The 7363-nt window shown below is 64.3% G+C and carries 7 protein-coding genes; 3 read left to right on the plus strand and 4 right to left on the minus strand.

The genetic code is table 11. The annotated features are described in order from the left end of the window. Positions 1-685 (minus strand): pyridoxal-phosphate dependent enzyme (locus tag ACREXZ_RS30505; RefSeq protein WP_431767864.1); only part of this gene is annotated, 685 nt, incomplete at its 3' end. 657 nt (positions 686-1342) lie between these two features. Between ACREXZ_RS30505 and ACREXZ_RS30510 the strand changes: the two genes are divergently transcribed. Further along, entirely contained in the window at positions 1343-3586 is a 2244-nt protein-coding gene (locus tag ACREXZ_RS30510) for a prolyl oligopeptidase family serine peptidase (RefSeq protein WP_431767858.1), read from the plus strand. A gap of 54 nt (positions 3587-3640) precedes the next feature. On the opposite strand, the gene ACREXZ_RS30515 is transcribed toward ACREXZ_RS30510, so the two are convergent. Beyond that, entirely contained in the window at positions 3641-4123 is a 483-nt protein-coding gene (locus ACREXZ_RS30515) for a hypothetical protein (protein WP_431767859.1), read from the minus strand. A gap of 164 nt (positions 4124-4287) precedes the next feature. Here ACREXZ_RS30515 and ACREXZ_RS30520 point away from each other — a divergent pair, with 164 nt between their 5' ends. Beyond that, a complete protein-coding gene (locus ACREXZ_RS30520; RefSeq protein ID WP_431767860.1) occupies positions 4288-4887 on the plus strand; it encodes a uracil-DNA glycosylase family protein in 600 nt (199 codons plus the stop codon). Positions 4888-4901: 14 nt separating this feature from the next. Here the strand turns inward: ACREXZ_RS30520 and ACREXZ_RS30525 are convergent, their stop codons facing one another. Continuing rightward, the gene (locus ACREXZ_RS30525; RefSeq protein WP_431767861.1) at positions 4902-5360 is read right to left on the minus strand and encodes a GNAT family N-acetyltransferase; all 459 of its coding nucleotides are present in this window, start codon (positions 5358-5360) and stop codon (positions 4902-4904) included. A 202-nt stretch (positions 5361-5562) separates the two neighbouring features. On the opposite strand from ACREXZ_RS30525, the gene ACREXZ_RS30530 reads away from it, so the two are divergent. After that, positions 5563-6099 carry a methylated-DNA--[protein]-cysteine S-methyltransferase gene (locus ACREXZ_RS30530; protein WP_431767862.1) on the plus strand — a complete coding sequence of 179 codons (537 nt, stop codon included), beginning with the start codon at positions 5563-5565 and terminating at the stop codon, positions 6097-6099. Positions 6100-6434: 335 nt separating this feature from the next. On the opposite strand, the gene ACREXZ_RS30535 is transcribed toward ACREXZ_RS30530, so the two are convergent. After that, positions 6435-7094 (minus strand): glutathione S-transferase family protein, encoded by a 660-nt coding sequence (locus ACREXZ_RS30535; protein WP_431767863.1) that lies wholly within the window; start codon positions 7092-7094, stop codon positions 6435-6437. Between the last annotated feature and the right edge of the window lie 269 nt (positions 7095-7363).

A 7363-nucleotide genomic window follows, 5' to 3' on the forward strand; every position in this document is an offset into this window, starting at 1 on the left:
CGAGCGTCACGCGCTCGCCCGCCTTCAGCGACTGCGCCATCGCGCAGGAGTCCTCGGTCTGCACGCCGATCACGCGGATCTCCGGACGCACGGCCTTCACGTACGCGGCGATTCCCGCGGCCAGCCCACCGCCGCCGATCGGCACGAAGATCGCGTGGATCGGGCCCTGGTGCTGGCTCAGGATTTCCATCGCGACCGTCCCCTGGCCGGCGATCACGTCGGGGTCGTCGAACGGGTGCACGAAGGTCAGGCCGCGGGTCTGCTGCAGCTGCAGTGCGTGTGCGTACGCGTCACTGTACGACTCGCCCACCTGCACGACCTCGACAGTCGGGCCGCCGTGGGTGCGCACCGCGTCGACCTTGACCTGCGGCGTGGTGACCGGCACCACGATGACGGCCTTCACCCCCATGCGCTGCGCCGACAGCGCGACACCCTGCGCGTGATTCCCCGCCGATGCGGTGATCACGCCACGTGCGAGCGCATCGGGCGCGATGTGGGCCATCCGGTTGTACGCGCCGCGCAGCTTGAACGAGAACACCGGCTGGTTATCTTCCCGCTTCAGGTAGACCGTGTTGCCCAGCCGTTCCGATAGCGCACGCGCCGGTTCGAGCTCCGTCTCGCGGGCGACATCGTAGACCTTCGCGGTGAGGATTTTTTTCAGGTAGTCGTAGGGGGCGACAACGATATCGGTACCAGTACCGCGGGTCGTGTCGTCGGCGTCGGCAGTTTCCGCGGACGCACAGGCTACAGATGAGGACAAGGCAAACTCCTGGTTCAAAGGGTTCAAGGCACCAGGAAGCGGAAACAAAAAACCCGCCTCGTGGGGCGGGTTGTTGTGCAGACCGGAAAACGCGCGCTAACCCACCATTCGTTGAATGGAGCGAATAATCAGCGCGATCGGATGGGTCTGGCGGTTCATGGGTTCGATCTTCGTCGATCGGCCATGGGGTTGTCAATCATTTCGTCCGCGTCATTTCGTTGGCGACAGCGCGAGTCGTTGACCTCCGCCGAGCACCCCCTCGATCTCAAATCAGCACCGGCAAATTTTCCGGACCCGCTGGTGATGGCATCGCACAAAGCCGATTTCATCGCCACGCTGGCACCGACGTATACGACGTAATGGATCTGTATGGCTGGCGCGACGAGACGAGCCCCTCCGATAATCGAATAACAGCATGCGTCACTCACAGATGCCAGGCACACGTTTCGCGCAAAGCCTGGACGGCGGCAACATCGTGACGCGGTCAATCATTGACTCATCCTGGATGCCAGCAGAACTGCGGTGATGCCATGTTGTACACAATTCTCGAAAGCACCTACCGCCACGGAGCAAACATTCACGATGAATCCGCATCTCGAACTAACCTGGTCTTCATCGGCCGACGCCGCCGACCCCTATATCGGTCTCGAAGAACTCGGCGATTCAGCCGTCGACTCATGGGTCCGCGCACAGACCGCCCGCACCATGGAAACCTACGGCCACACGGCAAGTGCCGACGCGCAGACCAGACGGTTCGTCGAGGCCATGACGGCCCAGAACCGCATCGTTACGTGCTGGCGCTGCGACGGCTGGGGTTACAACATATGGACCGACGAAACACATCTGCTCGGCGTCGTGCGCCGCACGCCCTGGAGCGCATGGACGGAAGGCTCGCCTCGATGGGAAACAGTGCTGGACATCGACGCGCTCGATCTGAACAACCGTGACGGCGAAGACACGCGCTGGGTTCTGTCCAGCTTCGACCTGATCTACCCTGCCTACGATCGCGCGCTGATCTCTCTTTCGCCTGGCGGCGCCGATGCGTGCATCGTGCGGGAGTTCGACGTGGAAGCACGCGCCTTCGTCGAAAACGGATTCGAACTGCCTGAACCAGGCAAGCACTTTATCTCGTGGATCGATCGCGATACGGTCTATACCGGCTGGGACGACAGCGCGACACATGATGCGCCCGCCGTCACCGCTTCCGGTTTTCCGCGACAGGTGCGCAAATGGTCGCGCGGAAAATCGATTGTCGACGCGCCGGTCACGTTCGAATGCGAAGGCGGCCACATCTCCGCGCTGGCCCATTACGACCCCATCCTGAAACGGCACGTTGCCATTCGTGGCACGACATTCTTCGAGGCAGAGCAGTTCTGGCTCGACGAGCGAACCGGCGAATGGCAGCAATACGATTTGCCGCGCGACGCACAACTGTTCGAGTGGAGCGAATGGCTGTTTATTACCCTCCGCAGCGACTGGAACGTGGGCGCCGCGATCCATCCGGGCGGCGCCCTGTTGACGATCAGACGCGATGCATTTCTCGAAGGTACTCGCGGCTTCAAGGTACTTTTCACACCGACTGAACGGAGCGTACTGGCCGATGTGCATTACACGAAGCAGTGGCTGATCGTTGCTCACAAGAGCGAAAGCGTTACCCACGTAACGCTCTGGCACCCGCCGGCCACCGTCGGCGGAACATGGGAACAGCGGGCCTATCCGTTACCGGACGGGTGCGAGGCGTCAGTGCAGGCAGTCGACAGCACCTGCGACGACACCGTGCTGATTTACGTCGGCCATTTCCTGAAGCCGCCGTCACTGTATCTTGCCGATATAGCCGGCGAGGTACCCTGGCGCCTGCTCGGCCAGCTTCCCGCGCGGTTCGATTCAACCGGATTCGTCGCGGAACGCCGCCAAGCCACGGCTCCCGACGGCGTACAGATTCCATATTGGCTGATCGGTCGCGAGGCAGACCTTCAAAGCAACCCTCGGCCGTGCCTGCTCTACGGATACGGCGGATTCAACATCCCGGTCGATACGCCTGTCTATCTCGACACCATGGGATTCTCGTGGCTCGAACCGGGCGGCGTATACGCGGTCGCGAGCGTCCGCGGCGGAGGAGAATTCGGACCTGCGTGGCATCAGGCTGCGCAGCGGGAGAAACGCCAGGTTGCATTCGACGATTTCATCGCGGTGGCCGAAGCATTGATCGGCTCCGGCGTCACCACGCCTTGTCAACTCACCATTAGCGGCGGGAGCAACGGTGGTCTGCTGACTGCGGTGTGCATGATCCAGCGCCCGGAACTGTTCGGTGCCGTCGTCTCGGATATGCCGTTGCTCGACATGGCGCGCTTTCACCTGCTGTTGCAGGGCGCCTCGTGGATCGACGAGTACGGTAATCCCGAGGACGACGACGATCGCCGGACGCTGATGACCTACTCGCCCTATCACAACGTGCAGCGGGGCGTCGCCTATCCGCCGGTTCTGTTCACGTCGTCGTCCACGGACGATCGTGTGCATCCTGGCCACGCGCGCAAGATGGTGGCGAAAATGCAGGCGCTCGGACACGACAACGTATGGTACCTGGAGCACCGCGACGGCGGACATGGCGCGGGTGTCGAACCGGAAACCATGGCCCGCGCAAACGCAACGACGTATGAGTTCCTGCGATCGAAAATCGGGATGGGCAACTTACGACAGAGCGAGGCGCGCAGCGCACGGACGCGGGCGACCGGCCCAGCGAGTGATGCGCCGCCCGCCCCCGACTTATCCCCATCTTCTGTGCTCAACGCTGTGGATAAGCGGCTGGGATCCGGCGTAACCAGTTGATCCAGAACGACTGTGTGGGTCCGGCGCGCGGATGGGCACGCGCATTCGTAGTCGCTACGCGCAAAGAGAGAACGCCTCGCGCCGCGCGATCTCGGCGTTTCCGTACACGCCCGCGGCCGTGCAGTCCGTCGCCACGCATTCGAACGTGCTGTCCTGGAACGTGAACACGAAGTGCCGTCGGCGGTTCGCGTCCGTTGGCGGTCCCCACGAATCGCGCACCAGCGAAGCGTTCATCACTTCGTGCGCCGCATACGGACGCAGCCCACGCGGCGCGAGCGGATGCGCGTCGAGATCGCCGTCGTGCGGCGGCCCGAACTGATGGAACGCTGCGTCGCTCAGCACGACGACGCAGAACGGCTCGTCGTCGTCAGCGAATGGGCCCAGCCGGTCAAACTCCGCGTCGCCGATCCGGTAGGCGATCGCCACGCGCTTCTCGTTCGCGACGACGAACGGGTCCGACGCTTCGTCGGCGGGAACGGGAACGTCGTCGAGCAGGACCACATGGTCTTCGTCGGCGGAATCGACGGCTTCGGTCATCGGCTTGTACCTGGTAGGGTTGAATGTGGGCACGGCATGGTGACTGCGGCAGCCGCAGCGCGAAAGCCAGAAAGTAATGCGGCAGGACGATGGCCGTCAACAACCGGTGACGCGCGTTACACTGCGCGGGTCCCCCTGCCATACCGTTTCAGCCCCACGCACCGATGAACGCTTCGCCTCGCACCGCTCTCGCCACCCTGCTCCGCGACGTCCGCGCGTGCACCGTCTGCGCCGCGCATCTTCCGCTCGGGCCGCGACCGGTCGTGCGCGCGTCGGTCGACGCACGCGTGCTGATCGTCGGCCAGGCACCCGGCGCGCGGGTGCACGCGAGCGGCATTCCGTGGGACGACGCGAGCGGCAAGCGCTTGCGTCAATGGCTCGCCGTCGACGACGCGACGTTCTACGACGAGAGCCGCTTCGCGATCGTGCCGATGGGCTTCTGCTATCCGGGCAAGGGCCGTAGCGGCGACAACCCGCCGCGTCCCGAATGCGCGCCGCTATGGTTCGACCGGTTGCGCGCGGCGATGCCCCGCATCGAACTGACGGTGCTGATCGGTCAGTATGCGCAGCGCCATGTTCTCGGCGAGCGGCGTCACCCGTTGCTGGCGGACACGGTCGCCGCGTGGCGCGAGTACGGCCCGGCGATCGTCGCGCTACCGCATCCGTCGCCGCGCAATATCGCGTGGTTCAAGCATCATCCGTGGTTCGAGCACGAGATCCTGCCGATGCTGCGCGAGCGGGTCGCGGAGGTTCTCGCGAAGTGAAACAGGCAGTGCGCCTATAGCGAAAGCTTGTAGCCTTCGTGGCTCGCGACGAAACCGAGCCGGTCGTAAAACCGGTGCGCATCGGTGCGGCGTTTGTCGGTGGTCAACTGCACGAGCCCGCAGCCGCGCGAACGGCATTGGTCGACGGCCCATTCGATCATTCGCTGTCCAAGACCCGAAGCACGGCGAGGCACGGCCACGCGCACCGCTTCGATCTGACCGCGCCACATCCCGTGCCGCGCAATGCCCGGCACGAACGAGAGCTGCAGCGTGCCGATCACTTCGTCGCCGTCGACGGCAACCACCAGACGCTGGTTCGAATCCGCTTCGATCGCACGAAAGCCGGCGACGTAGGCGGCATCGAGCGGCGTCGCAAGATTTTCGCGCTGCTGGCCGAGCGCGTCGTCGGCCAGTAGCGCGACGATCGCGGGAAGATCGGCGAACGACGCCGAACGGAAAACGATCTGTTCCAAGTGCGAACTCCTGAATAGCGCGCGGGGCGACCCGCCCCGGGGGAGTTCTATTGTAATGACCTCCCGCAGCGCAATCGAATTGAAGCGCAAGACCCGGGGTGTACGAACGCGGCATCGGGACTAACGTAGCGATATGGGCGCGTCGCTGTCGCCGCGCCCGCCACCGATACTGAAACTGATACCCGCGATACCGGGAGCCGCCATGATCCTTAATCTGGGCACGATCGCCACACCGCTCGGCGACATGCTGCTCGTCACCGACGAGTCCGCCCACATTCACGCCTTCGAATTCGCCGACCATCGCGCGCGTCTGCACCGTCTGCTGCACGCACGCTACGGCACTTACGAGCTGATCGACGCGCCGCTGCAGCCCGCGCACGCCGTGGCAATCGATCGCTACTTCGCCGGCGACCTGCACGCGCTCGACGCGCTCGTCACCGATACCGCCGGCTCCGACCTCGAACGTCGCGTATGGGCCGCGCTGCTCGAGATCCCGGCGGGCCGCACCACGACCTATGGCGAACTCGCGCGCGCACTCGGCTTCACCGATCCGCGCGCGGCGATCGACATCGGCGCGGCGGTCGGTGCGAATCCGGTTGAGGTGATCGTGCCGTGCCATCGCGTGATCGGCCGCAACGGCGACCTGAAAGGCTATGCGGGTGGCCCGCAGCGCAAGCGCTGGCTGCTCGAACACGAAGGCGCCCTGGCCCCGGCGAACGACCTGTTCGCCGCGCGCTGAACATAACCGTTGTGACGCTATGCGGATCGGCGTTGCGTGTGCGTCACGGCGGCGCGTCGAGTGTGCGGTAGCGCACATATCGACTGAGTCAATCCGCGGTTCGTGAACCGGCAGCGAGCCTCATGCCCACGTGCGACGCGCGCTCGCGCGGGTGTTTGAAACGGTAATACCGCCGCGCCATCGAGGTGTTGCCACGACGTTCTTTCATCTTGTTCGCCGCCTGCGAACGCAGTAGCTTCCGTCGTGCGCTTCCCCGAAGCGCACGTGTGATTTTTAACGGCCTCGTCGCGTGTCGGCGAGGCTTTTTTCTTGTCGGCACATGCCCCCGCTCACGTTCAGTCGCGGTCCGGCGCGCCGAGCGGAAACAGCGGTCGATACGGCCTCGCCTCGTCGACCGCGCGTGCAAACGACGGCCGTTCCAGCAATCGATTCCGGTACGCGATCACGTTCGTGAACGATGCGTCGATCCGGTGCGACCAGTCAGCGTAAAACAGCGACGGCGCCGCCGCGCAATCGGCGAGACTGAAGCGATCGCCGGCGGCCCATTCGCGGTCGACCATCGTCTTGTCGAGCCACGCGTACGCGGTATCGAGCATCGCGCGCGCATCGGCGACGCCGAGCGGGTCGCGCTCCGTCACGGGCCGCAGCGAATCGAACACGATCTTCTGCTGCGGCGTCGACACGTAGTTGTCGAAGAAACGGTCCAGCTCGCGGACCTCCAGCGCGGCATGCGGGTCCGCGGGCAGCAGCGCGATGGGCCCCGGATAGTGCAGCCCAAGGTACTCGACGATGATCGTCGCCTCGGTCACCACGCACGCGCCGTCCACCAGCAGCGGAAAACGCTTCATCGGCCAGAGGCCGGCGAATTCCGCCAGCAGTTGCGGGTTGTCGTGCGACAGGACACGCCATTCGAATGGCGTGTCGTTCTCGTACAGCGCGATCAATGCCTTCTGGCAATAGGACGAGAAAGGATGGGCATAGAGCTTGAGAGGCATCGTCGTCACCTTGCATCGTGAAAGAAACGCGGCCATTGCGGCAGCGTACAGGTCGTACTCAACCTGACGACGAAGGAAAGAGACGGAAATCGACACCGTCCGGAGAAAAATCTTGCGCTGGCCGATGCCGTTAGCGGTTACCCGCTAGGCGTCGGTCACGAACACGTGAATGGGGTTGTCGACCGGCAGCACGAAGCTGTCGATCCGCCCCGCGCGCAGATCGAACAACAACTGCTCGACCGCGGCGAGCGTCGGATGCTGTCGCCCGG

The organism is Paraburkholderia sp., assembly GCF_050742655.1.
Lineage (GTDB): Bacteria > Pseudomonadota > Gammaproteobacteria > Burkholderiales > Burkholderiaceae > Paraburkholderia.